Below are 24,271 nucleotides of genomic sequence, written 5' to 3' on the forward strand. Positions count from 1 at the left end.
TGGCTTTGTCGGCTGGTACAACGCTGAGCACCGGCATAGCGGCATCAAGTATGTGACGCCCAATCAGCGGCACTACGGCCAGGCCGTTGGGATCTGTGCCATCCGTCAGCAGACCTACGAAAAAGCTCGGCAGAAGAATCCGCAGCGCTGGAGTCGTCACATCCGTGACTGGAGCCAGCCACAGGTTGTGAGCATCAACCATCCCCGACCGCAGACACCTGTCGCGGCTTGACCCTCAACAATCCAGGCCCCCGTGGCTGTCCGATGGCGCCCCTCGGTGGGCGCGATCGGCAACAGCCGCGATCAGGGGCCGGCAGCTCCATCCTCAACCACAGTCCCGTATCGAGATGATGACAACGATCGAGCCTCGCGGCCCTGATCCTTAACCCGCAGTAAGCTCAATCACGGTGCTCAGCTCAGCACCCCGAGCGGACAACTTCCCTGATAGGTTCCGAGGCGGCTGAGCAGCTGATCGCCCAGGGCAAGACCGTCGCCGATGCCTGCCGAGCCATTGAGGTCACCCAGGGCACCTACCGCCGCTGGTCGTCGTTGAAATGGGTATGCAGGCGCAAACCCCAGAGTAAGCCGGGGGTCTCGAGCAAGAGCCAGTTCGTGAGCCCCGCCCAGCCTGCACGATGCCAGGGACCCAGGTTATCCAAGAAAAGCATTTACCTCAGCGCCAGAGCAGAACAGGCACACAGCACCCATAGGGGTTGCAACAAACAGCTCAGTTGTCTCGGTTTTTCTGCTCGATCCAAGAAGAACAGGCCTGCAGAATCGGAGGCGCCCTAGTCATCCGTAGTCCATCAGTGCAGGGTCCTTGGGGCTATGCCTCAATCCCATGCGGCCATATGGGTGCACTCCGATTGGGTGGCAGCGCTTCTCAATTCTGTCATGCGAACCCTCCGTGAATGTCTGGGTCATGGTGAAGCGATCATGACCACGATATAATGGAATATGCCGAATCAATTCTCTGTTTAACGATGGGTCCAAGCGGACTTTTGTAATATTGTGAACATCGGGTTCTCAGAACCGCCTCAGCTGTCCTCAACGATGGACAAGACCGAAAAAGCCTTTATCCTGGCAGCGGTTTCAGCTGCGGGCAATGACGGCCCATGGATCTTATGGAGCCTGAGGGGCTGGTGGATACCGGATCCACCTGAATACTTGTTAGCCGTCAGAAAACGGGAGAAGCATGTCCGTGACATCGAAACGAACATCGAAACGAAAAGAACAGATCGTCGCGCTGTTGAAGGGCATCGAGACCGGTGACGAAAAGTCTGTTGCCGTCGTAAACCCAGACAAATACATTCAGCATAATCCCCAGACCCACGAAGGCGGCGAAGGATTGGCCGCTCTTTTCAAACGGCTGTCAAAGACCAATCCGCGGGTTAATATCGTGCGGATATTCTCGGATGGCGACTACGTATTCGGGCACACAGAGTATGATTTTACAACATCCAGAGTGGGGTTTGAGGTTTTCCGTTTCGAGGGTGAACAAGCCGTCGAACATTGGGACAACATTCAAACCAGGAAGGGGCCGAATCCTTCGGGGCACACGATGGTTGATGGCCAAACTGCTGTGATTGACCTGGCCTTGACTGAATCAAATCGAGAACTGGTCAAGAGCTTCATATCATGCGTAATGATAGGCAGGCAAATCCAAAAACTGGATAAATTCCTGTCAGAAGAATACACGGAGCACAATCCCGGTCTTAAAGATGGCTTGGGGCCGTTGTACTCATCTCTGGCAGAGGAAGATCCTGAAAGCGCTGTTCATTATCAAAAAATTCATCACCTTCTCGCTGAAGGAAATTTTGTGCTGACGGGCTGTGAAGGGTTTCGTGGCAGGGCCCAGACATCTTTCTACGACTTATTCAGGGTGGAGGGAGGAAAGATCGTCGAGCACTGGGATACTGCGGAAACGATACCGCCGCGAAGCGAGTGGAAGAATGAAAACGGGAAGTTCTAAGACTCAGGCAGCTAGCATCCAGATCCGCCTGAGCTGCCAATATCTTGCTCTTCAATAGGACAGCATCTGAAAAGTTGCATCGCCTTTCGATTGCTGTCATGATTGGCAACTCTTTTATGGGCTAACTACACTCAGCTCAGGCGGAGTCGCCCAAGATGAAGATATTAACCGAGATCCCCGCAGGGATCGAGACCCCCGACAAGCTTGAAACCTCCATCGGGGTCCTGGCTTCAGTCAATGGCGTTCCCGACGCCGCGACAACGCAAAAGGTCTACGACAACCTCGATCTCAACCGAGCCACGGAGGCTTTCCTCAGCGGCATTCCGATCGCCTCAATGGATGGGGTCAAGCATGGCTTGCTCAGGCACGGGCCGGCCTACACCACAGCAGTTCTCTTTGAAGAACTCATGGACTCCAAGGCCTTCTGGCGCACGCCGAATACCACCTCGGTCTACATGGCTGCATGGCTGAAACTGAGCGATGAGCCGATGGTCATCGAGACCCCGCCCAGTGTCCTGGGCTTCCCCAACGATGCATGGTTCAAGTATGTGGTCGATTTCGGTAATGCTGGCCCCGACAAGGCCAAGGGCGGGAAATTCCTGATCGTGCCTCCCGGCTACGAGGCTGAGATTCCCGAGGGCTTCCATGTCGCGAACACCAACACCTATGGCAACCGGGTGGTCTGGCGTGGTTTCCAGGTCGATGGTTCGCCGAAGCCAGCGGTTGAGTTCACCAAGAAGATTTCCAAGATCCATCCGCTATCGGGGAAGGACAATCCAATCCCCCGAATATGATCTTTCTTAACATCTCTGGTCAGTATAGTAACACCATTCACCGGATGGACTACGGCTATTGGGACGAACTCAATTCCACAATCCAGGCCGAGCCTATCCACGGACTGGGCCCGGAGACGCGCAGATTGCTCGCTTCCATCGGTATCAAGAAGGGTAAGGAGTTCAAGCCTGATGAGAGGATGAGGACGATCCGAATCGATGCGGCTGCGATTGGGTCCGTTACCGCACGGGCCCTCACGGCATGTCCGGCAGATCTGCGCCACTACCTCTATCCCGGTGAGCGGGTCTGGACAAATCCTTTCATCCAGGGGCGCTACGACTTCCGGCTTGATGGTGAGCGGTTGCTCGACTCCCGGATCTACATGCACTTCTACGCCAACGGTATTACTCCCGCCATGGCGATCAAGAATGTGGATAAGGGTTCCAAGTACACGATCGCCTGCCTCGACAAGCACGGCCATGCTCTCGATGGAGGCAAGACCTAAAGGATCAACTTGCCGAAGGACGTTCCCGCCAAGGATTTCTGGTCATTCACCCTCTGTCACAACCAGACCCGCTCGGGGCTCCAGACCAACCAGCGCGTCCCGGGTTTGGACCAGAACAAGGAGGGACTGAAGCAGAATGCCGACGATTCTTTCGATGTTTGCATTGGTCCAAAGGCTCCTGAAGGTCTGGAAACCAATTGGATCCAGACCGATCCAAGCAAGCGATGGAACACCATTTTCCGTCTCTACGGTCCGCTTGAGGCTTTCTGCGACAAGACATGGATTCCGGGTGATCCGGAACTGGTGGTTTAAACACGCGAATGGATGACGGTATCGCTGGCTGAACCAGGTCGCTGTTCTGATGCCGCTGGTCATCACCGAATGAGGGCTGGAACAGTTCATTCAGGCCCCAGGCCAAGCCCGCGTTCACAGCGCCGCAGGCCCTCGGCGCAATCGCCCCGCATCAGCAATCCCGCGCCCCCCCAGAGCAGTCGCTGCGGCAGGTCGAGCACCCCTGCGCCCAGCTCCCGCACCGGTTGGAAGCCCAGCCGGCGGAAGTAACGCACCAGGCGGCGGTGCTGGTGCTCGTCATCACGGATGGCCAGCAGCACGGCGCGCCTGCAGTGGGTGTGCTCCAGGGCCCAGGCGAAGCTGGCAGCCCAGATCAGCGGACCCACCATGGAGGCGTAGGTTTCGCCGCGCGGCGCCTGGATGCGCAGGGTGTCGAGATGAAGGCCCTCGGGTAGAGGAACAGCCCAGCCTTTGAGCTCCCCCAGCAGCTGGGGCCCGCCCTGATGGTCACGGCGGGCCACCCCCACCCGCAGCCCACGCAACGCTGAAGACCCGCTCACCTGCAGGCGCAGCAGCAGCCCCTGCGAAGCCCCCCATGCTTCCAGCTCCCCCAGGCTGCTCACGAGGGATAGGGCTCCCAGGCGAGCACCGCCTCCAGGGGCAGAGGGCCCTGGATGTGGGGGAAGAACTCGCCGCTGCCGGGGGCTGGCTCCTCCTCCACGGCGATGCCGGCAGCCGCCAGCCGCTGGGGATCGATCGTGAGCAGCAGCACGTTGTTGGCGTCGGCGTAGAAACGCTGGTGGGTGGCCTGGAGCTGAGCGGCATGGCTGGCGTGGATGAAGCCCACCTCCTCCAGGCTCTGACCCCGGCTGGAGCGGCGGTAGCTCCCCTGGCTCCTGGCGGCGCGCCAGTCCTCAGCCAGGGCGAAGTGGTACAGGAAGCTCGGCGAGTGCCAGGCGGTTCGCGCTGCCCAGGGCGGGGCCATCACCGTTGCCAGCTCGGGGCTGGCGAGGAACCGCTCCAGCCACGCCCGAAGCACCGTCAGACCCGCTGAGGCGTCGAACCCCTCCGGATCCGCCAGACGGAACTGGCGCACAAACGGCAACAGGGCCAGATCAGCCAGGGAAGTCCGATCCTCCAGATGCTGAAGCTGCTGGTTCCACTCCCGCAGGATTGCCAGAGCCTTCGCCCGGTGCTCTTCTGCGTCGGCACCGGGGTAGCGATCGGCGTATTTGAAGCGATCGAGGTGATGCTTGAAAGGGCCGTCGTTGCTGGCGATCAACGCCTCGATCAACGCCCGCTGGGCCGCTTGGCGAGGGGTGTCAGACCCAGGGATCGCCTCGGCAGCGTCGCGGTCTTTGAGGGCCCAGCGCATCACGTCCAGGCTCTGATCGATCACGCGTCCCTCCGCCGGCAGCACCAGCACCGGCACCGTGCCCTTCACGGAGGCCTCCAGCAGCTCCGGTGGTTTGGCCTTCAGGTTCACCTCCCGCAACTCCAGATCGCGGCCGGGCTGCAGTCCCGCCGCCGCCAGGGCCAGCCGGGCCCGGATCGCATAAGGGCAGCGGCGAAAGCTGTAGAGGACCGGCCGATCCGCCATGGGTACACTCCGCATCTCCCGTGCGGCCACCTGCGCCGCGATGGCGGCCGGACCTGCGCCGGGCCGCAGATCGGGCTCCACCCAGCCGTGGCGCGCTTCCACTGACCACAGCCGCTCCGGCGAGTAGGCCGCCAGGGGGCAGCCCGGATCTCCTAACGGGGAGGCCAGCAGCACCTCCAGGGATTCCGTCAGTGGCAGCTCCTGATGGCGGGCCTGGTGAGCGGCCACTGCCTGCAGGAACCAACGGGTGAGGGTTTCGTGGTAGCCGTAGCTGTTGCCGTTCGAGGTGCCGGTGGCCTCGTTGTAGGCACGGATCCGCTCACGAAGATGGACCAGGGCCTGGTCATGCCCCCACCGCTGCACGCTCGCCAGAGCCACCAGCAGGTGGGCCCGGTGGGTCCAGTGCCGGCGGGGCAGGCTGGCGTTCTCAAAGGCGGCCACGAAGGTCTCGATGGCCTCAGACGTCGACCACGACGCCATCACCGAATCGGCCATGGGCCCCCTCAGCTGGTGAACACCTGGGCGATGTGAGTCTGCCCCCGCTGCTCTGCCAGATCGACCTGGCGCTGGCGTTCCATCAGCTGGGTGCGGCGCTCTGGGGAAAGACCATCAACGCAATGGCGGCAGCTCACCCCCGCCACGTAGCTCTCCAGCTCGCGGTCGCCGGGGCTCAGGGGCATGCGGCACCCGTGGCAGAGGCTGTGCTCGCCCTGCTCAAGCTGGTGATTCACGGCCACCCGCTGATCGAACACGAAGCATTCGCCCCGCCACTGGCTGCTCGGTTCCGGCACCTGCTCCAGATAGCGCAGGATGCCGCCTTCGAGGTGATGCACTCCGCCAAAGCCCTGCTCAATCAGATGGGCGGTGGCCTTCTCGCAGCGGATGCCACCGGTGCAGAACAGCGCCAGGGCCTGGGGCGTGCGCTCCGCCACCAGGGGGCGCAGCACCGTTTCAACCCAGCGGGGAAAATCAGCGAAGCGCTCCAGGCCCGGATCGATCGCCCCCTCGAAGCTTCCCAGCGCCACCTCATAGGTGTTGCGGGTGTCGATCACCAGGGTGCCGGGATCGCCGATCAGGCTGTCCCATTCCGTGGGAGCCACGTAGGTGCCCACCCGCTCGGCGGGACGCACTTCGGGTCGTCCCAGGGTCACGATCTCGGGCTTCAGACGCACCTTGAGCCGGTGAAAGCCGGGCCGCGTGCTCCAGCTCAGCTTGGCCTCCAGATCCGCCAGGCGTGGATCGGCACGCAGGGACGCGAGCACCGCCGCCACCCCCTCCTCGGGGCCGCCGATCGTGCCGTTCACGCCCTCCTCCGCCAGCAGCACGGTCCCCTTCACCCCCTCGCTCCCGGCCAGCTCCAGCAGCTCCTCGCGCCAACGCGGCAACTCGGTGGCGGAGAACGTCACGAACTTGTAGAAGGCCGCGATCCTGATGCTCAAACCGCCGACTCCACACGCACCCCCGCCGCTGCCAGAAGCGCCCGGTCGGCGACCACATCGGGGTTGCCCGTGGTGAGCAGGGTGTCGCCGTAGAAGATGGAATCAGCCCCTGCCTGGAGGCAGAGGATCTGCGCCTCACGGCTGAGCTGCTCGCGGCCGGCACTCAGGCGCACCCGGCTGAACGGCATCAGGATGCGGGCGGTGGCCACCATGCGCACCAGCTCGAGCGGATCCACGGGGGGCTGTTGCTCCAGGGAGGTTCCCTCAACCGCCACCAGGGCATTGATCGGCACGCTCTCGGGATGGGGATCGAGGCTGGCGAGCACCTGCAGCAGGCCGGCGCGATCGGCGTTGGTTTCCCCCAGGCCGATGATGCCGCCGCAGCAGAGGGTGATGCCGGCCTGACGCACACGGGCGAGGGTTTCCAGTCGCTCCTGGTAGGTGCGCGTGGTGATGATCCGGTCGTAATGCTCGGGGCTGGTGTCGAGGTTGTGGTTGTAGGCGGTCAGCCCAGCCTCCGCCAGCCGCTCGGCCTGGCCATCGGTGAGCATTCCGGCGGTCACGCAGGCCTCCAGGCCCAGCTCACGCACGCCGCGCACCATCGCCAGCATCGCCTCGAAGGGGGCCCCATCGCGGATGTCGCGCCAGGCCCAGCCCATGCAGAAGCGGTGGGCGCCCGCCGCCTTCGCCGCCCGCGCCCGCGCCAGCACCGGCTGCACCTCCAGCTCCGGCCGCCCGCTCACGTCGCTGCTGTTGTGCATCGACTGGGGGCAGTAGGCACAGTCTTCCTCGCACCCACCGGTCTTGACGCTGAGCAGGGAGGCCAGCTGCACCCGGTAGCCCGGATTGGCGGCACGGTGCACCGTCTGGGCCCGCCAGAGCAGATCGATCAGGGGCATCTCCAGCAGCTCCAGGATCTCGCCGCGGCTCCAGTCGTGGCGCGGTTCAGGGCAGCTGGTGGCGGACGCGGAGGCTGAGGTGCGGACGGTGGTGGTCAACGGGACAAAGGAAGGACGATGGAGGGAGATGGCTCAGGACCCTGGGGGATGGAGGGGCTCGACCCCCCCGAAGCGACGCTGGCGGCCCTGGTAATCCAGCACGGCCCGCAGCAGGGCCTGCTCATTGAAATCGGGCCAGAGCACATCGGTGATGTGAATCTCGGCGTAGGCCAGCTGCCAGAGCAGGAAGTTGCTGATGCGGTACTCGCCGCTGCTGCGGATCAGCAGATCGGGGTCCACCTCACCAGCGGTGAGCAGCTCGGACTCGAAATCGGTTTCGTCGATCGCGGCAGGGTCCAGCTCGCCGCGGGCGGCCCGCTCCGCCAGGCGCCTGGCCACCTGCACCAGCTCCCGCCGGCCGCCGTAGTTGGTGCAGACGTTGAAGTGGATGCCGGTGTTGGCGGCGGTGCGGGCCTCGGCGGCGGCGATGCGCTCCTGCAGTCCTTCCGGCAACTGCTCCAGGTCGCCCAGGAAGCGGATGCGAACCCGCTCACGTTCCAGCGCCTGCAGCTCACGGGCGAGCACCCGCTCGAACAGGGCCATCAGGAAGGTCACCTCCTCGCCCGGGCGGTTCCAGTTCTCCGTGGAGAAGGCATAAACGGTGAGGGCACCGATGCCCCAGTCGCTGCAGAGGCGCAGGGTGCGCTTGAGCGCTTCCACCCCTTCGCGGTGGCCCATCATGCGCGGCAGTCGTCGCCGACGGGCCCAGCGGCCGTTGCCATCCATGATCACGGCCACATGGGCAGGCAGCCGAGCGGGATCCAGGCAGGCCGGCAGCAGCTTCGAGGGCTGGGCTGACGCCAGGATCGGGTCAGTGGTCGCCGGCGAGCGACTCATGCGCGGGATTCGGGCGTGTCCTCGGCCACCGTACGTCCAGTGGGAAGCGGGACCACCGAACCACCCGGGCTCTTGGCCGGGGATTTCGAGGAGGAGGGGGCCAGGGCGGACGCCAGCAGATCGCTGAGGCGGCTGCTGGTGATCGGTCGCTCAAGCTTGCCCTGACGGGCCAGGGACAGGGTGCCGGTCTCCTCGGACACCACGATGCAGAGGCAGCGGTCGAAGCGCTCCGTGATGCCCAGGGCAGCCAGGTGTCGGGTGCCGTAGCGGGTGATGCCCTGCCGGGAGAGGGGCAGGATCACCCCGGCCGAGAGGATGCGGTTTCCCCGCACCAGCAGGGCCCCGTCATGGAGCGGGGTGTCGGCGGCGAACAGATTGAGCACCAGATCCACCGAGAGCATGGCATCGAGCTCGATGCCGGGGTTGAGGAAGTCTTCGGGGCGCAGATCGCTGCCCAGATCCAACAGGATCAGCGCTCCCCGTCGTCCCTGAGAGAGCCGGCCAGCCGCTTCGGTGAGCATGGCCACTGTTCCGGACATCTCCTGGTCGGCAGCCTGATTGCCCAGCAGCACATCCAGGCGACCGGTGCCGAGCAGCTCCATCAAGCGCCGCAGCTCCCCCTGCCAGAGAATCGCCAGAGCCAGGCTGCAGCCCAGCACCACCGCCTCCAGCAGCCGGGTGGTGAGGGGAAGGTTGGCGAAGCGCTGCACCACCCAGACCAGCGCCACCAGAAAAAGCCAGCCGCGCAGCAGCCAGAGGGTGCGTGATTCCCGCACCCGGGCCAGAAGCAGCACCCCGAGGGCTGAAGCAAACAGCAGATCCAGCAGCAGGCGAAGATCGAGAAGCCTCAGCCAGATCACAGAGCCCTGCAGCACTCACCTCATGCTACCGGCCGAAACCGTTCGGGCAGCACGTCGTGGAGCAGCAGTTCGTCCGGTCGCTCCCGCCGCTGAACCAGCTCCGACTGACCCCCCTGCACCAGCACTGCCGCCGGTCTGGGGATGCGGTTGTAGTTCGAGGCCATCGAGGCGTTGTAGGCCCCCGTGGCGAAGACCACCAGCAGGTCTCCGCTGGCGCTGGCGGGGAGTGCCAGATCCCTCAGCAGCACGTCGCCGGATTCACAGTGTTTGCCCGCCACCGTCACCGTCTCGGTGGCCACCGCCGTGGGGCGCTCCGCCAGCACGGCGGTGTAGCTCGACTGGTAAGTGATCGGTCTGGGGTTGTCGCTCATCCCCCCATCCACCGAGAGGTAGGTCCGCAGCCCGGGGATCTGCTTGCGGCTGCCGATGGTGTACACGGTCAGGCCGGCGGTGGCCACCAGGGAGCGACCGGGTTCGCAGAGCAGACGTGGCAGCTCGAGATTCCGCTGGCGGCAGGCCTGCATCACCGCCTGGGCCACTCCCTTCACCCACTCCTGGATGGTCGGCGGGTCGTCGGAGGCCACATAGCGGATGCCGAGACCTCCGCCCACGTTCAGGTCGGTCACGGGATGGCCGAGGGAACGGGCCAGGGCCAGGGCATCGGCCATCACACCGGCCAGATCGCGGTGGGGTTGCAGTTCGAAGATCTGGGAACCGATGTGGGCGTGCAGGCCGGTGAGGCGTGCCCAGGCCGAACCGGCCAGGCGGCGCAGCACGGGCTCCAGCTGGTCGGGGTCGAAACCGAACTTGCTGTCGAGGTGGCCAGTGCGGATGTACTCGTGGGTGTGGCACTCGATGCCGGGGGTGAAGCGCAGCATCAGCGGCACCACCCGACCGGCGGCGGGAGCGAGTTCGGCCAGGCGCTCCAGGTCGTGGTCGTTGTCGACCACCACGGTCACGCCGTGGGTCACCGCCAGGGAGAGCTCCTCATCCGACTTGTTGTTGCCGTGGAGAACGATCCGCTCCGGGGGCATGCCCCCCTGCAGGGCGGTGAGCAGCTCACCGGCGGAGACGGCATCGAGGCCCAGACCTTCCGAGGCCACCAGAGCACTCAGCACCAGGCTGCTGTTGGCCTTGGAGGCATAGAGGGCCAGGGAGGGTCCTGGATAGTGGGCGGCCAGGGCCTCGTGGTAGGCCCGGCAGCTGGCCCGCAGGGTGTCTTCATCCAGCACATAAAGCGGTGTGCCGTAGCGGCGGGCCAAATCGCCGAGATCACAGCCACCCACCTGGAGACGATCCTCCCCGTCGAGGCTGGTGCTGAGGGGCGTGAGGTTGCGGTTGGGACTGTCCCGATCGACGCTCGCCTCAAGTGGGCGTACGGCCTGGCCTGCCGGGGCGATGGGAGAAATGGTCATCGGCGGCATCCTGGGGCTGTGTCCTGAATCCAGATAATCGTAAGGATGAGCATCGAGGCCCCAGGGTCCCTGGAACTGAGGTTGCGAAGACTGGGTCCGGGAGATGAGCAGGCGTGCCAGACCCTCGAGCAACTCTGCCGGCCGCACGGCTGGGACCTGCAGCAGTGGAACCAGGAGCTGGAGGACGCCCAGCACTGCGTGCTCGGAATCCAGCGCGGACCGGACCTCCTGGCCGTGGCCAGCAGCTGGCTGATCCTCGATGAGCTGCACATCCAGTTGGTGCTGGTGCATCCCGTTCACAGGCGGACCGGCCTCGGACGATGGCTGCTGACGCAGTTGATTCAGCGGGGCCTCGCGCGCGGTGCCAGCGGGGCCACGCTCGAGGTGGCGGCCAGCAACACGGCTGCCCTTGCGCTGTACGGGTCGCTGGGATTCCGCACCAGTGGGCGCCGTCGCGGTTACTACCGCGACGGCCAGGATGCTCTGATCCAATGGTGCCAACTCGGACCCACGAGCTGATCATTTACTCGCCTGTCAGTGAAAGGCTTCTGACTGGCACTCATGAAGGTTCGGATTGCCGCCCTTTGTTGATGCGTAAGGCCGAACGAATTCGGCCTTGAACATATGCCGATCTTGAAGCGAGGAGCCAGCTGTGGCAGCGGGTTCGCCGGAATGGAACGCAGAATCACACACAGCCTCTCAGCCCTGATAGGTTGGGGTGACTTGCGCAGGCACCGCAGATGTTCGAGCGGTTTACCGAGAAGGCCATCAAGGTGATCATGCTGGCCCAGGAAGAGGCCCGAAGGCTGGGCCACAACTTCGTGGGCACCGAACAGATCCTGCTTGGTCTGATCGGCGAGGGCACCGGTGTGGCCGCCAAGGTGCTCAAGTCGATGGGGGTCAACCTCAAGGACGCCCGTGTCGAGGTGGAGAAGATCATCGGGCGGGGATCCGGCTTCGTCGCTGTTGAGATCCCGTTCACGCCCCGTGCCAAGCGCGTGCTCGAGCTCTCCCTGGAGGAAGCCCGTCAGCTTGGCCACAACTACATCGGCACTGAACACCTGTTGCTGGGCCTGATCCGTGAGGGTGAGGGAGTCGCTGCGCGTGTGCTCGAGAACCTCGGCGTCGACCTGGCCAAGGTGCGCACCCAGGTGATCCGCATGCTCGGCGAAACCGCCGAGGTCACCGCCGGTGGCGGCGGCAGCAAGGGCTCCACCAAGACCCCCACCCTGGATGAATTCGGCAGCAACCTCACCCAGCTGGCCTCGGAGGGCAAGCTCGACCCCGTGGTCGGCCGCCACAATGAAATCGATCGGGTGGTGCAGATCCTCGGCCGTCGCACCAAGAACAATCCTGTTCTGATCGGGGAGCCCGGCGTCGGCAAGACCGCCATCGCCGAAGGCCTCGCCCAGCGCATCATCATCGGCGAGGTGCCCGACATCCTCGAAGACAAGCGCGTTCTCACCCTCGACATCGGCCTGCTGGTGGCCGGCACCAAGTACCGGGGTGAATTCGAGGAGCGCCTCAAGAAGATCATGGAAGAGATCCGTGGCGCGGGCAACGTGATCCTGGTGATCGATGAGGTTCACACCCTGATCGGTGCCGGTGCTGCCGAAGGGGCCATCGATGCTGCCAACATCCTCAAGCCGGCCCTGGCCCGCGGTGAGCTGCAGTGCATCGGAGCCACCACACTCGATGAGTATCGCAAGCACATCGAGCGCGATGCAGCTCTCGAGCGTCGCTTCCAGCCGGTGATGGTCGGTGAGCCTTCCGTGGTCGACACCATTGAGATCCTGCGCGGGCTGCGCGAGCGCTACGAACAGCACCACCGCCTCAAGATCAGCGATGAGGCCCTGGTGGCTGCCGCCACCCTCGGCGATCGGTACATCTCCGATCGCTTCCTGCCCGACAAGGCCATCGACCTGGTCGATGAAGCCGGCAGTCGTGTGCGCCTGATGAACTCCAAGCTGCCACCGGCCGCCAAGGAAATCGACAAGCAACTGCGCACCATCCAGAAGCAGAAAGAGGATTCCGTCCGCGAGCAGGATTTCAGCAAAGCCGGTGAACTGCGCGACAAGGAAGTGGAACTGCGCGATCAGATCCGCTCGATTCTCCAGGCCCGGCGCGATGAGGAACCGGCCGCTTCCACTGCCGCCGAGGGATCCGAGGAGGCCATGGCGGAGGCTGAGGCCAGCAGTGCCGCCGACAATGCCCTCGCCTCTTCCAGCGGCGAACGCCATCCGGTGGTCACCGAGGAGGACATCGCCCAGATCGTGGCCTCCTGGACGGGTGTTCCCGTTCAGAAGCTCACCGAGAGTGAATCGGTGAAGCTGCTGAACATGGAAGACACCCTGCACCAGCGGCTGATCGGCCAGGACGAGGCCGTCAAGGCGGTCTCCAAGGCGATCCGCCGTGCCCGCGTGGGTCTCAAGAACCCCAACCGCCCCATCGCCAGCTTCATTTTCTCCGGCCCCACAGGCGTGGGCAAAACCGAGCTCACCAAGGCTCTGGCCGCCTATTTCTTCGGTAGCGAAGAGGCGATGATCCGCCTCGACATGTCCGAGTTCATGGAGCGGCACACCGTCAGCAAGCTGATCGGTTCACCTCCTGGCTACGTGGGCTTCAACGAAGGCGGACAGCTCACCGAGGCCGTGCGCCGTCGCCCCTACACCGTGGTGCTGTTCGATGAAATCGAGAAAGCTCACCCCGATGTGTTCAACCTTCTGTTGCAGCTTCTGGAAGATGGTCGCCTGACCGATTCCAAGGGTCGCACGGTTGATTTCAAGAACACGCTGATCATCATGACCTCGAACATCGGTTCGAAAGTGATCGAGAAAGGCGGTGGTGGTCTCGGCTTTGAATTCTCCGGCGCCGCTGCCGAGGAAACGCAGTACAACCGAATCCGTTCCCTGGTGAATGAGGAACTGAAGCAGTACTTCCGTCCTGAGTTCCTCAACCGTCTCGACGAGATCATCGTCTTCCGGCAACTCAGTCGCGACGAGGTCAAGGAGATTGCCGAGATCATGTTGCGCGAAGTCTTCGCCCGCATGCAGGAGAAAGGCATCGGTCTCTCGGTCACCGAGGCCTTCAAGGAGCGTCTGGTCGAGGAGGGTTACAACCCCAGCTATGGGGCCCGTCCCCTGCGCCGGGCAGTGATGCGCCTGCTCGAAGACTCCCTGGCGGAGGAATTCCTCTCCGGGCGCCTGAAGGAAGGCGATTCGGCCCTGGTCGATGTCAACGACGAGAAGCAGGTGGTGATCCGCCATCAGACGGTCGTCGCGGAGCCGGAACTGGCCGGAGCCAGCGTCTGACGCCTTGATGGTCACAGCCCTCAGTCAGCACGCGATCGCCCCGGCCCGCCTGGTGCGGGGACGATCGGCATGGTCGTCCTCCCTGGATGCCGTTTCCTCCCTCTGCCGCCGCCCACTGCTGCTGGGCCGTAGCCGGGTCACCCAACCCCTGCGCGATCAGGCCCTCACGGATCTGAAGCGTCTGGGGCTCGACCCCTGGGCAGCCAACCTCCGGTTCGACTGCTGCGACGATGACCTGCAGCGCCTGGAGGCGGAGGCCAGAAGCAGCCGCTGCGACGGGGTGATCGCCATGGGTGGCGGCAAGGTGCTGGATGCCGGCAAACTGCTGGCCCACCGCCTTGGTCTGGCCTGCATCACCGTGCCCACCAGCGCCGCCACCTGCGCTGGCTGGACGGCTCTGGCGAACCTTTACTCACCGGATGGGGCCTTTCGCTCCGATGTGGTGCTGGATCGCTGCCCAGACCTGCTGATCTTCGATCACGAGCTGGTGCTGCAGTCCCCACCGCGCACCCTCGCCAGTGGCATTGCCGATGCGATCGCCAAGTGGTACGAGGCTTCAGTGAGCAGTGGTGCCAGTGGCGATGGGCTTGTGCAGCAGGCGGTCCAGCAGGCCCGTGTGCTGCGCGATCAGTTGCTGCTGGAGGGGGAGGTGGCCCTGGCGGAGCCGGGGGGTGAAGCCTGGGTGCGGGTGGCGGAGGCTTCAGCGCTCACGGCCGGCCTGATCGGAGGGCTCGGTGGTGCCCGCTGCCGCACCGTGGCGGCCCATGCCGTCCACAACGGCCTCACCCAGCTTCCGGCCTGCCGACACCTCCTCCACGGGGAAAAGGTGGGCTTCGGGGTTCTCGCCCAGCTGCGCCTCGAGGAGTTGCTCGGTGGGCACCGCCTGGCCAGCCAGGCCCGTCGTCAACTCATCCCTTTGTTCCGGGTCCTGGGCCTGCCGGTTCGGCTCGAGGATCTCGGTCTGGCTGAGGCCAGCCTCAACGACCTCAACAGCGTCTGTGCCTTCGCCACACGCCCCGACTCCGACCTGCATCACCTGCCGTTCCCTGTGGGACCCAACGATCTGCTGGCCGCCCTGGTGAGCACCACCGCCGAGTCGAACCTCTGCCCAGAGCGCAGCCCTTGACTCGCTTCCCACAGGTGGAATGGTGCCATGGGCCGGAGCTGATCGCCAGGGCCGCCACCAACCTGCTTGATCCCCAGGGGCGAGATCTGGCAGGGCGCGTGCAGTGGTGGGACCTCCCCGGTTTCAGCGGAAGCTGGCCTGTGGCAGTGCTCGGAGAGGGTGAACCCCTGCTGCTCCTGCATGGCTTCGACAGCTCCCTGCTGGAGTTCCGCCGGCTGGCGCCCCTGCTGGCTCCCCGCTTTCGGCTCTACATCCCAGATCTCTACGGCTTCGGTTTCAGTCCCCGGCCTGCTGCTGGCCGCTACGAGCCGGCCAGCGTGATCGCACATCTGGTGGCGGTCGTGGAGCGCATCCAGGCAACAGCGGGGCCGGGCTCGAAGGCTCGGCTGGGGGTGATCGGCGCGTCGATGGGGGGCTCCGTGGCGGTGGAGCTGGCCCGCCGCCTTCCCGAGCAGGTGTCGCGGCTGCTGCTGCTGGCCCCCGCAGGTCTCACCGGTCGTCCGATGCCCCTGCCACCGCTGCTGGATCGCCTGGGGGTGCGTTTCCTGGCGCTGCCTGGGGTGAGGCGCGGACTCTGCCGTCAGGCCTTCGCCGATCCCGACGTCAGCGTGGGTCCTGCAGAGGAGGAGATCGCCTCTCTGCATCTGCAGGTGATCGGCTGGGGTGCGGCGCTGGGACGCTTTGCCCGCAGCGGAGGGTTCGCAGGCTGCGGTGAGCCCCTGCCGATTCAGCCCCTGCGGGTGCTGTGGGGGGCCGATGACCGGATTCTGCGGCAACCTCAGAAGCGGGCCGCCCTGGCTCTGCTGGGCGAGCGAGTGGAAGAGCTGACAGCCTGCGGCCACCTTCCCCACCTGGATCGACCCGAGGCCGTGGCCGCCATCTGTTGAACCCAGAGGCGGCCTGAAGGCCTGCGGGATCTCAGCTCACCAGAGACCGCGGATCGGAGCGGCCTCCGGCATGGGCTCGTAGGTGGGCCCCGGAGCCGGCTCGGGAGCCGGTTCCGGGGCCGGGGCGGGGGCCACCACCACGGGCTGGGGAGCTGGCTGTCCGAAGCGATAGCGGAAGCCCACTTTGGCACCGAAATCGTTGTAGGAGTCGTAGCGGATGTTGTCGCCGCTGAACCCGGAAGCACCCGAGTAGGTGCCCTCGAGGTAGACGTCACTGGCGTTGCTCACGCCGTAGCTGACCCCCAGCTTGGCCTGCCATCCGAACAGGCCCTGGTTGCTGGTGCCGGTGGAAACACTGTTGCCGCCTCTGGAGACCCTGATGCGGGGTGTACTGAGGTTGGTATAACCGACGCCACCACCGACGTAAGGCGTCCAGCGGCTGCCGGTGCTGATGTCCCAGTAGCCACTGGCGAAGATGTCGTTCTTGTTGATGACACCCGACGAACTCAGGTTGTAGTCGTTGCCGTTGGAGGAGAAGGAAACATCGTTGACGCTTGCCCGGGTGTAGACATAACTCAACTCGGTGCGGATTGCACCGAAGTCGTAACCGACAGCGAGGTCGCCGGAGAATCCACCACCGAAGTTCAGATCACCGTTGACGTTCTCGAAGCCGCGGTTATCGAGGTTGCGGGTACGCACGCCCGTGTCGGTGGGCCAGGCGGCGCCGAGACCCAGGCCGACATACCAGCCTGTGGCCTGCTCATAGATCGGTGCGTCGTTGCTACCGAAGCTCTGGGACAGGGTCCCGCTGTCCTCTGCACCGCGATCGGCAGGGGGTGTGAGGGCGATGGCCCGGCCATCGGGGGCGAGCAGGGCCGCTGTTCCGGGCGCAGCCTCGCTGGCCGGTTCAGCGGCACGGGCCGGGATGGCTTGGAACAGTCCCGCAGCGCTGGCGGCGACTCCTGCCAGAACTGCGAGTGGAATTCTGGAGTTCATGGTGGACAGACAGCGTCGTTGTACCCAAGGTCTAATCAAAGGTTGTGCCGTAGCGCACCAGGCTGGCCAGAGCTTCACCTTTGCTGAAGACCAGCCGACTGTCGTGGACGCCTGACCGGCTCGGTGCAAGGGAAGATGCTCTGTTAGGAGAGCCCATTGCCCCGTCGCTCGCATGGCTGGAGCTCCATCTGACGAGCCGTCGGGTCTGCCCGGCAGCGGCCCTGTGCTGCAGCTGCTCGCCTCCGGCCTCCAGCTCTGGATCCGCCGCCAGTGTGATGCCGTCGGGAGCCTGGAGATTCAGCTGCATGGCTCGGCCCTCAACCTGTTGCGCGGCCGCCTGGAAGGAGTGAGCCTGATGGCCCGGCAGGTGATCTACGAGGGGCTGGAGATCGAGCTGGTGCAGTTGCAGAGTGATCGCCTGCAGATCCAGATCGGTGGGGTCCTGCGCGGCCAGCCCGTGCAACTGGAGCAGGCCTTCCGAGTGCATGGCCTGGTGGCCTTCACCGGCGCTGGTCTCAGCAGCTCCTTGCATCGCCCCCAGTGGCAGGACCTCAGTGACCAGCTGGGCGATCAGCTGCTGGGTCTGAAACCGCTGCACCGGCTGCGAATCGATCGCGACACCCTGATCGTCTCCGCCGAAGCCCAGGGGGAGCCCAGGCTGATGGAGCTGGAAACCCGGACGGAAGCGAACCTGGGCACGGTGGTGATCCGTGATCTTGATGGACAGCTGCGGGCACGCCTGCCGATGGATCCGAACATCCGCATCGACAGCGCCACGCTGGAGGGAGGGATGCTGCTGCTCCGGGGGGAAGCGCGGGTCTCCCCCTGAGCAGCCGGAGAACGATCTCCGAGGCAGTCATCAGCCTCATCAGCCGAGCAACGGCACCAGAAGGATCACGAAGTAGAAGACCACCGCTGGCGTGAACAGGAAGCTGTCGATCCGATCGAGTATTCCACCGTGGCCTGGGATGGCATCACCGGAGTCCTTCACTCCCGCATCCCGCTTCATCATTGATTCAGTGAGGTCACCCACCAGGGCGAACAACGACACCACCCCGCCCAGCAGACCGCCCGCCACCCAGCCCCAGCGCCATCCCAGCAGCTGGCCGCCCACCACACCCACCAGCACCGCGCTGGCCACACCCCCGAGAGCTCCTTCCACCGTCTTGCCAGGAGAAATCGGCGAGAGGGGGTGGAGGCCGAAGCGCCGGCCGATCACGTAGGAGCCGATGTCGGTGGCCACAACCATCAGGCAGGCCATCAGGGTGAGCGCCATGCCCGGCGTGAACGGCCAGCTGGCTCCCTGCAGATTGGGGGCCAGGGCCGGCTCGAGCAGATCGCGCAGACGCAGCCAGTGGCTGGGAAGAAAACCCAGATAGAAGAGGCCGAAGATCGAGGCGGCGATGTCGGCGATGGTGCCGGTCACGGGCTGAAGCAGCAACCAGCCGCAGATCACCGCCCCTGACACCGGCACCACGGCAGCCGCCAGATCGACCGCCATGCCGCCGTCACTGGCCCACTGGGTGGCGAACAGCAACAGCTGGCAGGCCACCAGGGTGGTCTTGGTGGCGGGCCGGATGCCCTTGAACTGGGCCAGCCGGAAGAACTCCAGCAGCCCCAGATGCACGATCACGCCCACAGCGACGGTGAACCACCAGCCCCCCAGGCCCACCACCACCAGCCCGAAGCCGCCCGCTGCGAAGCCGCTGAGCAGCCGTGAGAAGGAGGTGCGCGGCCGCGAAACCTGACTCACCCGTGGCGCTCGGCGGCGATCAGAAACAGCGGCTCAGCCGCCGCCAGGCGTGCCTGGCTGCCGCGGCGCTGCATGCGATGGACTGTGGCCTGCACCACCTGCACGTCCCGGGCTTCCAGCTGCCCCAGGGTATCGGTGGCATCCACGAGACCCTCCAGGCTGGCGGTGCTGATCACAAGCCGGCCCCGTGGCTGCAAAGCTGCCCAGATGGCGCGCAGCACACTCGCCAGCGGTCGCCCCACCTCAAGGACCACCCGATCGGGGTGCTGAGGCAGCAGGGCGAGGCCATCAGGCGCCTGGCCGGCGTGGATGTGAAGATTCTCGATCGCCAGGTGCCGGCGGTTGCGCTCCAGCAGCTCGATCGCCTCCGGATCCCGCTCCAGGGTGTGCACCTCCCCCAGGGGCATCAGCCGGGCGATCTCCAGGGCCAGAGCCCCGGTGCCTCCACCCACGTCCCAGACCGTTGAATCGGCCCGGGGGCGCAGGTGGGCCAGCAGCATCACCCGCAGCTCGAGCGGGGTGGGGCTGAAGCCCGGCGCGTCCTGGAAGGCGTGGTCGGGCAGGCCAGGGGTGACGAAATCCCACTGGAAGGCGCCATCCTGCTCGGATCTCCGGGCTGGGTCGCCCTCTCGCCGCCTCTGGCCCACCCGCTCAGCGCCCATCAGGCCACGACCATCACCGTATCAGCGATCTGACCGGGCCAGAGGTGCCGCTGCGCCAGCAGCCACTCCAGCCGCGGCGCATCGATCCGCTCACCTGGAATCAACAGGGGAATTCCAGGGGGGTAGGGGCAGATCGGTTCCGCCACCAGCCGCGAGAGGCTCTGCTCGAGGGGCACAGCCTGTTGTGGCAGCCTCCAGGCCTCCCCCGGAGGCAGTTCAGGTTCCATCAGGGCAGGAATGGGCGGTGGCGTGAAGGGGGGAAGTGCAGCCCCCCCCAGAGCCCGGCGCAACTCGCTCAGGCTGGCGGGCAGAACGGTCGGCACGCTCCGCGGAGGGCATTCCCCCAGGCAGAAGGTGAGGCATCCCGGTTCGGGCAACTCGGTGATCACGCCCCTCTGGAGCAGCCAGGCGTCGGCCGCCAGCCCGTTGATGCCCAGGGCTGCGCTATGGAACACCAGGCGCAGGGGGTCCTGGTTGGACACCAGGGGCAGGGACGCTCTCGCCAGCGCCTGCCGCAGACGGCCTGCCCGAGTGAGTGCGCGCGCGAGGATCCTGGCCCCGGCCGCGCTGTAGCGATGCTCGATGGCTGCAGACGCCGAGGCCAGCAGCAGAGCGCTGGGACTGGAGGTCTGCAGCCAGAGCAGGGCCCGCTCCACCGCCTCCTCGCTGACGCGGCCGCGCCGCAGCAGCAGGGCCGCGCTCTGGGCCAGCCCTGCGGCGCTCTTGTGCAGCGACTGCACCACCAGGTCGGCACCGACCGCCAGGGCTTCCATCGGCAGGCCGGGCTGGCCGAAGTGGGCGCCATGGGCTTCATCCACCAGCACCGGCAGGCCCCGGCGATGAGCCACCGCGATCAGACCCTGCAGATCACCCGCCAGGCCTTGGTAGGTGGGATGCACCAGCACCAGCGCCGCCAGGGGAGGGGCCTGCTCCAGACGTTGCTGCAACCAGGCGGGGGAGGGGGGCAGCCACAGCCCGGTGGCCGGGTCGAAGGGCAGATCGAACAGCACCGGACGCAGGCCCCCGAGCACGCAGGCATGCAGCAGGCTGCGGTGCAGATTGCGCGGCAGCAGCACGCGCTCCCCGGGCCTGGCCAGGGCCAGCAGGGCCACCTGCAGCATGCCGCTGGCGCCATTGACCCCGAACCAGCAGCGATCGGCTCCCAACAGCCGGGCGCAGGCCGCCTGGTCTTCGGCCACGGCGCCGGCCGGCTCGAGTGGCCCCCCGATCTCGGGCAGCTCCGGCAGGTCCCAGGCGCCGGAACGCCGCCGCAGCAACTGGCGCAGGCCAGGCGCCAACCCCCGTCCACGCCCATGGGCCGGCAGGTGCAGAGCGAGGCGAGGGGGAACCTCCCGCAGGGCCGAAAGCAGGAGCATCACCAGCCGGGAACTTTCTAGAGTCTGATCTCGACACCACAGGCGCCGCAGGAGTTCCCACCATCACCGCCAGCTCTCCCGTGCGCCCCGCCCCCCCTGCGCGCCCCGCCCGGGTCGAAGCCCCTCCGCCGCGCTACGACCCCAACAGCGACCTGCGCTGGTTGCTGCTGCGCCCCTGGATCCTGGTGTCACGCCTGGTGGTGGTGCTCTGGAAGCTGGGCTGGCTGGCCCTGGTGCTGGTGGTCCAGGGCAGCAGCAGTGAGCGCGCCGTTCAGCAACGCCTGGGCCGCCGCATTCTCCAGACCCTCACCCAGCTCGGACCCTGCTTCATCAAGGTGGGGCAGGCTCTCTCCACCCGCCCCGACCTGGTCCGGCGCGACTGGCTCGACCAGCTCACCCAGCTGCAGGACAACCTGCCGCCCTTCCCCCACGAGCTCGCCTTGGCGGAGATCGAAGCGGAGCTGGGCGCCCCGGCCGCTGTGCTCTTCGATCACTTCCCGCCCTACCCCGTGGCAGCGGCCAGCCTGGGGCAGGTCTACAAGGCCGAACTCAGCCCCGGCCACTGGGTGGCGGTGAAGGTTCAGCGGCCCAACCTGGCCTATCTCCTCCGGCGCGATCTGGTGCTGATCCGTCTGCTGGGGGTGCTCACCGCGCCGTTTCTGCCCCTGAACCTGGGCTTCGGCCTCGGCGACATCATCGATGAGTTCGGCCAGACCCTCTTCGACGAGATCGACTACCGCCTCGAAGCCGACAACGCCGAGCGCTTCGCAGCCCTGTTCTCCGAAAACCCAGCCGTGACGGTGCCGCGGGTGGAGCGGCAGCTCTCCAGCCGCCACGTGCTCACCACCAGCTGGATCAACGGGATCAAACTCCAGGATCGGCTTGAGCTGGAGTCTCACCGGCTGGAGCCCGATGCTCTGATCCGCACCGGGGTGATGGCCGGCCTGCAGCAGCTGCTGGAATTCGGCTATTTCCATGCGGATCCCCATCCGGGCAATCTCTTCGCCCTGCCGGGGCGCTCCGGGCCCCTTGGCCACGTGGCCTATGTGGATTTCGGGATGATGGATTCGATCAGCGATGCCGATCGCCTCACCCTCACCGGGGCGGTGGTGCACCTGATCAACCGGGATTTCGAAGCCCTTGCCCTTGACTTCCAGACCCTGGGGTTCCTGCGACCCAACGCCGATCTGACTCCGATCGTGCCGGCTCTGGAGTCCGTGCTTGGCGGCCAGCTGGGGGAGAGCGTGGGCTCGTTCAACTTCAAGGCGATCACGGATCGATTCTCGGAGTTGATGTACGACTATCCCTTTCGTGTGCCGGCCCGCTTCGCCCTGATCATTCGAGCGGTGGTCAGCCAGGAAGGGCTGGCCCTGCGGCTCGATCCCGACTTCAAGATCATCCGCGTGGCCTATCCCTATGTGGCCAGGCGTCTGCTGGCCGGCGACACCGCCGAGCTGCGCGAGAAGCTGCTGGAAGTCCTTTTCGATCGCCGGGGGCACCTGCAGCTGGAACGGCTGGAGAGCCTGCTGGGGGTGGTGGAGCAGGACCAGGCCAACCCTGATCTTCTGCCGGTCGCCGGGGCTGGCCTGCGCCTGCTGCTCGGTCCCCGTGGCAGCAGCCTGCGCCAGCGGCTGCTGCTGATGCTGGTGCGCGACAACCGCCTCAACACCGATGACCTACGCGCCCTGATGGGGCTGCTGCGACGCACCTTCTCCCCGGCCAAGCTGGCGGGAGGCATGCTGCAGCGGCTCAACCCCCTGGCTCCGGCGGTCTGAGCAGGATCGAGGCACTCCCTTTCGATCGCTAGGGTCAGCGTCTCCCTGATGGCTCCGTTCCCGTGATCAGCGATCCCACCGGTTCCGAGGCCTTGACCCAGGGGTACGCCAGTGGTTCCTTCGCCGATTTCGATGGCACCGACCTCCTGCTCGAGTACGTGCCGGTGGGGCAGCCCCCCTTCTTCCTGGCCGGGGTGGGCCTGGTGATCGCGATCCTCTGCGGTCTGACCTTCTCGCGGCTGGTCCAGAACCGACTCGACGGCTGGAAGCAGGACCGACTCAACCTGCTTCCCCTGGCCGTGGTCGAGACCGTGGCGGCCTACACAGGGCTGATCCTTGGGGTGACGCTGTTCATCGGTGGCAGCCTGCAGGTGTTCGGCTTCGCTGGCGGTACGGCCCTGCTGGTGGCCCTGTTGCTCTCCCTGCTCACCGGTGGCGCCCTCTGGGTGCAGCTGGAAGGGCTGATGCGTCAGGTCCAGGACGGCAGCTTCAAGGCCGTGGACTTCGACAATTTCGATCAGTTCTTCTGAGGCCGTCGTCAGGATGGAGCCGGCGGGTGAAATCCAACGCTGGCAGGCCCCTGGCCTGGCCCTTCGCCTCTGGCCTGGGTGGGCCGACGATCCAGGCGGGCAGATGAGCCGGTTGCAGCAGGAGATCCCCTGGCGCCAGGAGTCGATCACACTGTTCGGCCGCACCCACCCTCTGCCCAGGCTCACCTGCTGGGTGGCCGATCCCGGTTGCTCCTACCGCTACAGCGGCCTGGCCAATGAGCCCCAGCCCTGGTCAGAACCACTGCGCCAGATCCGTGAGGCCCTTGCGGCCACCCTGGGCTGGCGCTTCAACTCGGTGCTGCTCAACCGTTACCGCGACGGCGACGGCGCCATGGGCTGGCATGCCGACGATGAAGCCGAGCTTGAGCCTCAAGCGCCGATCGCCTCCCTCAGCCTGGGGGCCACCCGCAGCTTCCGCCTCAGGCCCCGGGCCCGTCAGGCCGAGGGTGTGCGTCCGATCAGCCTGGAGCTGGGCCACGGTGATCTTCTGGTGATGGACCCCCCGACCCAGCAGCACTGGCTGCATTCCTTGCCGCGGCGTCGGCGGGTGAGCCAGGAACGCCTGAACCTCACGTTCCGGCTGATCAGGCCCCAGGCGGCCAGCGACTGATCAGGCCTCGCTTCCGGCGGCCTCAAGCATCGCCACGGTGATGGGGATCGTCTCCTGCGGCTCCTCGTTGTCGAGAAAGGCCTCGAAGGAGCGGTAGCGGCACACCACGGGGAGCGGATCGCCTTCGGCCAGGGCCTGATCGAAGGCCTCTTGCCAGCTCGACTCCTTGGGACGGATCTCGGCATAACAAACGAGGGCCTCCTCCAGGTCGCCGGCATCGGCGATGCAATGCCCGCGCCAGTAAACCTCGAAAAAGGGCATCGGCTCAGGCGGCCAGATAGCCCTCCAGGCGGCAGGAGCGGGAGCGGATGCCATCGAGGGCGCGTCGCTCCAGGTTGCGAGTCTTGTCGCGGCTCATGCCCAGGGTGCGGGCGATCGAGGTGAGGCTCATCGGCTCCTCGCCGTTGATGCCGAAGCGCATGGTCAGCACGTTCCGCTGCAGTTCCGGCAGTTGCTCCAGCAGCGCACGCATGTCCCCCCGCAGGCATTCCCCGTCCACGCTCTCCGCCGGCAGCGTCCCGTCCGCCTGCAGC

General features: G+C 65.7%; 26 protein-coding genes. 12 read left to right on the forward strand and 14 right to left on the reverse strand.

The window, feature by feature from the left end; all coding sequences use genetic code 11:
* Positions 1–202, reverse strand: a 202-nt coding sequence (locus FPZ61_RS15340; protein ID WP_221630184.1) for a hypothetical protein, incomplete at its 3' end; no start/stop codon positions are given.
* A 999-nt stretch (positions 203–1,201) separates the two neighbouring features.
* Here FPZ61_RS15340 and FPZ61_RS13880 point away from each other — a divergent pair.
* The 4 genes from FPZ61_RS13880 to FPZ61_RS15355 all read left to right on the forward strand — a co-directional run bounded on the left by FPZ61_RS13880 (position 1,202) and on the right by FPZ61_RS15355 (position 3,563).
* Positions 1,202–1,972, forward strand: coding sequence for a hypothetical protein (locus FPZ61_RS13880; protein WP_221630185.1), 771 nt, complete (start codon positions 1,202–1,204; stop codon positions 1,970–1,972).
* Between the two features lie 155 nt (positions 1,973–2,127).
* On the forward strand, positions 2,128–2,766 hold the full coding sequence (locus FPZ61_RS15345) for a DUF1254 domain-containing protein (protein WP_221630186.1): 639 nt from the start codon (positions 2,128–2,130) through the stop codon (positions 2,764–2,766).
* A 179-nt stretch (positions 2,767–2,945) separates the two neighbouring features.
* Entirely contained in the window at positions 2,946–3,251 is a 306-nt protein-coding gene (locus FPZ61_RS15350; protein ID WP_221630187.1) for a hypothetical protein, read from the forward strand.
* A gap of 9 nt (positions 3,252–3,260) precedes the next feature.
* Positions 3,261–3,563 carry a DUF1214 domain-containing protein gene (locus FPZ61_RS15355; protein ID WP_221630188.1) on the forward strand — a complete coding sequence of 101 codons (303 nt, stop codon included), beginning with the start codon at positions 3,261–3,263 and terminating at the stop codon, positions 3,561–3,563.
* An 86-nt stretch (positions 3,564–3,649) separates the two neighbouring features.
* Here the strand turns inward: FPZ61_RS15355 and FPZ61_RS13890 are convergent, their stop codons facing one another.
* The 7 genes from FPZ61_RS13890 to lysA form a co-directional block, all read right to left on the reverse strand.
* Positions 3,650–4,165, reverse strand: coding sequence for a hypothetical protein (locus FPZ61_RS13890; protein WP_185467204.1), 516 nt, complete (start codon positions 4,163–4,165; stop codon positions 3,650–3,652).
* Entirely contained in the window at positions 4,162–5,142 is a 981-nt protein-coding gene (locus FPZ61_RS13895) for a DUF952 domain-containing protein (RefSeq protein ID WP_185467218.1), read from the reverse strand. The genes FPZ61_RS13890 and FPZ61_RS13895 overlap by 4 nt, the downstream gene beginning before the upstream one ends.
* 503 nt (positions 5,143–5,645) lie before the next feature.
* Entirely contained in the window at positions 5,646–6,581 is a 936-nt protein-coding gene (locus FPZ61_RS13900; protein ID WP_185467205.1) for a rhodanese-related sulfurtransferase, read from the reverse strand.
* Entirely contained in the window at positions 6,578–7,579 is a 1,002-nt protein-coding gene (bioB, locus tag FPZ61_RS13905) for a biotin synthase BioB (protein WP_185467206.1), read from the reverse strand. Before bioB ends, FPZ61_RS13900 begins: the two co-directional genes overlap by 4 nt.
* 33 nt (positions 7,580–7,612) lie before the next feature.
* Positions 7,613–8,416 carry an isoprenyl transferase gene (locus FPZ61_RS13910; RefSeq protein ID WP_255441645.1) on the reverse strand — a complete coding sequence of 268 codons (804 nt, stop codon included), beginning with the start codon at positions 8,414–8,416 and terminating at the stop codon, positions 7,613–7,615.
* Positions 8,413–9,276 carry a diadenylate cyclase CdaA gene (gene cdaA, locus FPZ61_RS13915; RefSeq protein ID WP_185467220.1) on the reverse strand — a complete coding sequence of 288 codons (864 nt, stop codon included), beginning with the start codon at positions 9,274–9,276 and terminating at the stop codon, positions 8,413–8,415. The genes FPZ61_RS13910 and cdaA overlap by 4 nt, the downstream gene beginning before the upstream one ends.
* Before the next feature lie 20 nt (positions 9,277–9,296).
* Positions 9,297–10,691: a diaminopimelate decarboxylase gene (gene lysA / locus FPZ61_RS13920; protein ID WP_185474872.1), complete on the reverse strand. Its 1,395-nt coding sequence runs from the start codon at positions 10,689–10,691 to the stop codon at positions 9,297–9,299.
* A gap of 45 nt (positions 10,692–10,736) precedes the next feature.
* Here lysA and FPZ61_RS13925 point away from each other — a divergent pair, with 45 nt between their 5' ends.
* From FPZ61_RS13925 to FPZ61_RS13940, 4 genes are all read left to right on the forward strand, one after another.
* Positions 10,737–11,210: a GNAT family N-acetyltransferase gene (locus FPZ61_RS13925; RefSeq protein ID WP_185467208.1), complete on the forward strand. Its 474-nt coding sequence runs from the start codon at positions 10,737–10,739 to the stop codon at positions 11,208–11,210.
* A 221-nt stretch (positions 11,211–11,431) separates the two neighbouring features.
* Positions 11,432–14,002 carry an ATP-dependent Clp protease ATP-binding subunit gene (locus FPZ61_RS13930; RefSeq protein ID WP_185467209.1) on the forward strand — a complete coding sequence of 857 codons (2,571 nt, stop codon included), beginning with the start codon at positions 11,432–11,434 and terminating at the stop codon, positions 14,000–14,002.
* Positions 14,003–14,009: 7 nt separating this feature from the next.
* Entirely contained in the window at positions 14,010–15,128 is a 1,119-nt protein-coding gene (locus FPZ61_RS13935; protein ID WP_185467210.1) for an iron-containing alcohol dehydrogenase family protein, read from the forward strand.
* Positions 15,129–15,142: 14 nt separating this feature from the next.
* Entirely contained in the window at positions 15,143–16,015 is an 873-nt protein-coding gene (locus FPZ61_RS13940) for an alpha/beta fold hydrolase (RefSeq protein ID WP_185467221.1), read from the forward strand.
* 36 nt (positions 16,016–16,051) lie between these two features.
* Here the strand turns inward: FPZ61_RS13940 and FPZ61_RS13945 are convergent, their stop codons facing one another.
* On the reverse strand, positions 16,052–17,011 hold the full coding sequence (locus FPZ61_RS13945) for an outer membrane protein (protein WP_185467211.1): 960 nt from the start codon (positions 17,009–17,011) through the stop codon (positions 16,052–16,054).
* Positions 17,012–17,183: 172 nt separating this feature from the next.
* On the opposite strand from FPZ61_RS13945, the gene FPZ61_RS13950 reads away from it, so the two are divergent.
* Positions 17,184–17,840 carry a DUF2993 domain-containing protein gene (locus FPZ61_RS13950; protein ID WP_221630189.1) on the forward strand — a complete coding sequence of 219 codons (657 nt, stop codon included), beginning with the start codon at positions 17,184–17,186 and terminating at the stop codon, positions 17,838–17,840.
* 39 nt (positions 17,841–17,879) lie between these two features.
* Here the strand turns inward: FPZ61_RS13950 and FPZ61_RS13955 are convergent, their stop codons facing one another.
* The 3 genes from FPZ61_RS13955 to FPZ61_RS13965 are packed head-to-tail and all read right to left on the reverse strand — an operon-like array spanning position 17,880 to position 20,802.
* A complete protein-coding gene (locus tag FPZ61_RS13955; protein ID WP_185467212.1) occupies positions 17,880–18,764 on the reverse strand; it encodes a phosphatidate cytidylyltransferase in 885 nt (294 codons plus the stop codon).
* Entirely contained in the window at positions 18,761–19,426 is a 666-nt protein-coding gene (gene cbiT / locus FPZ61_RS13960; protein WP_255441646.1) for a precorrin-6Y C5,15-methyltransferase subunit CbiT, read from the reverse strand. The genes FPZ61_RS13955 and cbiT overlap by 4 nt, the downstream gene beginning before the upstream one ends.
* Complete coding sequence (locus tag FPZ61_RS13965; RefSeq protein WP_185467213.1) at positions 19,426–20,802, reverse strand: aminotransferase class I/II-fold pyridoxal phosphate-dependent enzyme; 1,377 nt, start codon at positions 20,800–20,802, stop codon at positions 19,426–19,428. The genes cbiT and FPZ61_RS13965 overlap by 1 nt, the downstream gene beginning before the upstream one ends.
* A gap of 80 nt (positions 20,803–20,882) precedes the next feature.
* Between FPZ61_RS13965 and FPZ61_RS13970 the strand changes: the two genes are divergently transcribed.
* The 3 genes from FPZ61_RS13970 to FPZ61_RS13980 all read left to right on the forward strand — a co-directional run bounded on the left by FPZ61_RS13970 (position 20,883) and on the right by FPZ61_RS13980 (position 23,738).
* Positions 20,883–22,577: an AarF/ABC1/UbiB kinase family protein gene (locus FPZ61_RS13970; protein WP_185467214.1), complete on the forward strand. Its 1,695-nt coding sequence runs from the start codon at positions 20,883–20,885 to the stop codon at positions 22,575–22,577.
* A gap of 62 nt (positions 22,578–22,639) precedes the next feature.
* Complete coding sequence (locus tag FPZ61_RS13975) at positions 22,640–23,107, forward strand: hypothetical protein (RefSeq protein ID WP_185467215.1); 468 nt, start codon at positions 22,640–22,642, stop codon at positions 23,105–23,107.
* A 13-nt stretch (positions 23,108–23,120) separates the two neighbouring features.
* On the forward strand, positions 23,121–23,738 hold the full coding sequence (locus tag FPZ61_RS13980) for an alpha-ketoglutarate-dependent dioxygenase AlkB (RefSeq protein ID WP_185467216.1): 618 nt from the start codon (positions 23,121–23,123) through the stop codon (positions 23,736–23,738).
* Here the strand turns inward: FPZ61_RS13980 and FPZ61_RS13985 are convergent, their stop codons facing one another.
* Together FPZ61_RS13985 and FPZ61_RS13990 are read right to left on the reverse strand one after the other, a co-directional pair.
* Positions 23,739–23,999, reverse strand: coding sequence for a hypothetical protein (locus tag FPZ61_RS13985; protein WP_185467217.1), 261 nt, complete (start codon positions 23,997–23,999; stop codon positions 23,739–23,741).
* A 4-nt stretch (positions 24,000–24,003) separates the two neighbouring features.
* Positions 24,004–24,271, reverse strand: a 268-nt coding sequence (locus FPZ61_RS13990; protein WP_304623102.1) for a sigma factor-like helix-turn-helix DNA-binding protein, incomplete at its 5' end; no start/stop codon positions are given.

The organism is Synechococcus sp. BSA11S (assembly GCF_014224355.1).
In the GTDB taxonomy this organism is placed as follows: domain Bacteria; phylum Cyanobacteriota; class Cyanobacteriia; order PCC-6307; family Cyanobiaceae; genus Regnicoccus_A.

Coding starts and splice junctions, on each gene's coding strand:
- FPZ61_RS15345 (WP_221630186.1), top strand. CDS start 2,128: ATGAAGATATTAACCGAGATCCCCGCAGGGATCGAGACCCCCGACAAG.
- FPZ61_RS15350 (WP_221630187.1), top strand. CDS start 2,946: ATGAGGACGATCCGAATCGATGCGGCTGCGATTGGGTCCGTTACCGCA.
- FPZ61_RS13895 (WP_185467218.1), bottom strand. CDS start 5,142: ATGGCGGATCGGCCGGTCCTCTACAGCTTTCGCCGCTGCCCTTATGCG.
- FPZ61_RS13910 (WP_255441645.1), bottom strand. CDS start 8,416: ATGAGTCGCTCGCCGGCGACCACTGACCCGATCCTGGCGTCAGCCCAG.
- lysA (WP_185474872.1), bottom strand. CDS start 10,691: ATGACCATTTCTCCCATCGCCCCGGCAGGCCAGGCCGTACGCCCACTT.
- FPZ61_RS13925 (WP_185467208.1), top strand. CDS start 10,737: ATGAGCATCGAGGCCCCAGGGTCCCTGGAACTGAGGTTGCGAAGACTG.
- FPZ61_RS13930 (WP_185467209.1), top strand. CDS start 11,432: ATGTTCGAGCGGTTTACCGAGAAGGCCATCAAGGTGATCATGCTGGCC.
- FPZ61_RS13935 (WP_185467210.1), top strand. CDS start 14,010: ATGGTCACAGCCCTCAGTCAGCACGCGATCGCCCCGGCCCGCCTGGTG.
- FPZ61_RS13945 (WP_185467211.1), bottom strand. CDS start 17,011: ATGAACTCCAGAATTCCACTCGCAGTTCTGGCAGGAGTCGCCGCCAGC.
- FPZ61_RS13950 (WP_221630189.1), top strand. CDS start 17,184: ATGGCTGGAGCTCCATCTGACGAGCCGTCGGGTCTGCCCGGCAGCGGC.
- cbiT (WP_255441646.1), bottom strand. CDS start 19,426: ATGGGCGCTGAGCGGGTGGGCCAGAGGCGGCGAGAGGGCGACCCAGCC.
- FPZ61_RS13965 (WP_185467213.1), bottom strand. CDS start 20,802: ATGCTCCTGCTTTCGGCCCTGCGGGAGGTTCCCCCTCGCCTCGCTCTG.
- FPZ61_RS13980 (WP_185467216.1), top strand. CDS start 23,121: ATGGAGCCGGCGGGTGAAATCCAACGCTGGCAGGCCCCTGGCCTGGCC.
- FPZ61_RS13985 (WP_185467217.1), bottom strand. CDS start 23,999: ATGCCCTTTTTCGAGGTTTACTGGCGCGGGCATTGCATCGCCGATGCC.